This is a genomic window from Pseudomonas sp. (assembly GCF_049645325.1).
Lineage (GTDB): Bacteria > Pseudomonadota > Gammaproteobacteria > Pseudomonadales > Pseudomonadaceae > Aquipseudomonas.
This window is the reverse complement of sequence record NZ_JBARTQ010000223.1, coordinates 1-2,398: the sequence shown is the minus strand read 5'-3', so window position 1 is coordinate 2,398 and position 2,398 is coordinate 1. Positions and strand designations below refer to the sequence as shown.

The window sequence follows — 2,398 nt, the reverse complement described above, 5'->3', positions numbered from 1 at the left end:
CTACCGCGCTGTCCTTGGCGATCGGCACACCTTGCGTGCTGAACGAAGCGCCCCCGTTGATAAAGCTCAGGTCGGCGTCGGGCTTGGTGTCACCAAACGCATGACGCCAGCCGATGCTGCCCCGCGGGGTGATTTTCGAGCCGTTGCCGAGGGTGAGGGTTTGCCCGATACGCACGCCCAAGGTAGAGAAGGTCACGTCCTGATCGGCATCGCCGCGCAGGGCGGCTGACCCGCCTTTTTCCTTCAGGGTGTCGCTGTCGTAGTTGACGTAAGCCAGGCCGGCGAACGGTTCCAGGGCGACGCTGCCGGTCTCGATGGTGTAACCGACTTCACCGAACACCTGGGCGCTGCGTGCCTTGTAGTCGGCTTTCAGGCGTTGGCCCACGCCACCTACGGCCACGTCGCGCTTGCTTTCGATGTCATGCCAGCTGTACGCCACGCCCATGCGCGCGGCGAAGGCTTCCTGCTGGTACGCGGTGTAGGCCATCAGGTGGTAGCTGTCGACGTCGGCACTGGAGCTGCGGCGCTTGGCGTCCAGGTCGCTGCGGGTGTAGCCGGCGGCCACACCGACCCGCCAGGCGTCATCCACTTGTTTGTCGGTACCAAGCAGGAAACCGCCGAGGTTGCGATCCAGCTTGGCGGTGTTGCTGTCGCCGCCCATGTGGCCCCAGGTGCCGAGCACGCGCATCCAGCCGACCATTTCGCCATGACACCCTTCGCTGCTCAGGCGATTCTCGCTGGGCGCAAGGCTGTTACGCGGATCATCCTCGCGGTAGCAACCCGGTTGACGCAGGCGTTCGTTGACCGCGTCACGGATGTAACGCGAGTCTTCGAGCATCGCACTGGCGGTGCTGGCGTGGATCTCACCGGACAAGCTGTCAAAGGCTGCCCGCGCGCCAGCGGCGTCAGCGTTGAGCAGCGCATTCTGCACCGCGGCTCCGCCCACCGCCGCACCACTGCCCAATGCCGCTGCAACGCCGCGTTGGTTGCCCGTGGCCGCCACGCTGGCGTAGCTGACGTTATTACGGCTGACCGCCAACGCCACCTGAGTGGGGCTGTAGTTCAACGAGGTCGTGAGGAACGCCAGGTTATCCAGGTTGGTCGTGCTGAACGTGCCATTGACCGCGCCGGCAGTCAGCAACGTGTAGGTGGCCGCACCGGCGTAAGGTGCCAGGTTGACCACGTTCAAGGTCCCGCCCAGGTTGGCCGTGCCGCCGACCGCCAGGGAGCTGGCCACCGACGGGGTGATGACCAGGTTGAGCGCGCCCGTACTGGCGTTGGTGAAGTTACCCGCCACCGTCAGCTTGCCACTGTCAGGGGTCACACTGCCGTTGTTGACCAACGAGCCGACACTGCCGTTGCCGGTCAGGCCCGCACCACTCGCCACGGTCACCTGCCCGCCCAACACCGCGCCGGGGTTGGCTGCATTACCCACTTGCAGCACGCCTTGATCCACCGCCACGGTGCCGCTGAACGGTTGGTTGCCGGTCAGTAACAGTGCGCCTGCACCTTGCTTGGTGAGTGTGCCGGTGCCGGTCAAGGTGCCGTTGAACGTCCCATTATTCGCCTGCACAAACAACAGTCGCGCATTGTTCAGGAAACGCCCCTGCAAGCTGAGCGTGTTACCGGCCAGCGTACCGCCGCTGACGGTGGTGCCGCCGGAATAGGTATTGGCGCCCGTCAGCAACAACGTGCCCGCATCCAGCTTGTTAATGCCGCCGGTGCCTACGATCGGTGCCGCAATTTCGGTGGTCACCCCGGAATTGACCCGCACCGCGGCTGTGCCGGTTGGCGACAGCGTTCCGCCTGCTCCCGCCGTCAGCGTGTAGCCAGCGTCGAGGAATTGCAGGCCGGTAAAGCCTTGGTTGCCGACCACGGTCACGGTGCCGCCCTGCCCGCCGAACACGGCGAACTGGTTGTTCGACACCTGGCCTTGAGTACCCGTCGGGTCGGTCCAGTTGGTGCCCGGCCCCCACGTGCCGCTGCCACCGCTGATGGTGCCATCCGGGTTGGTGGTGCCGCCATTCCAGAACTGGATTTGCCCAGGCGTGGTCTGTACCAGCAGGTTGAGTTGATTGGCCAGCGAGGTCTGCAAGGACAGGTCACCCACGCCCACAGGCAGTGTGCCGAGGGTCAGGCCGTTATCAGTCAACGCGCCGCCGTAGCGGAACAGTTGGTACACACCCACGCCAAAACCGCCGGCATCGGTGACGTTGAGGGTGCCATCCAGGGTCAGGTTACCCGCGACGTTCACCGCCGTTGTCGACGCGCCCGGTGCCCCGAGGGTGAAGTCCAGGGCCGTGCCCGAGGACAACACCAGCGAACCCACCGACAGTGGCGTCGCCGCTCCCGCCTTGAGGATCGAACCGTCGGCCATGCTGACCGCGCCGCCCAGAGT

General features: G+C 65.4%; 1 protein-coding gene. It reads right to left on the bottom strand.

What is annotated here, in order from left to right; genetic code table 11:
- On the bottom strand, positions 1-2,398 hold a 2,398-nt coding region (locus tag WBB95_RS09675; protein WP_424487381.1), incomplete at both ends, for an autotransporter outer membrane beta-barrel domain-containing protein.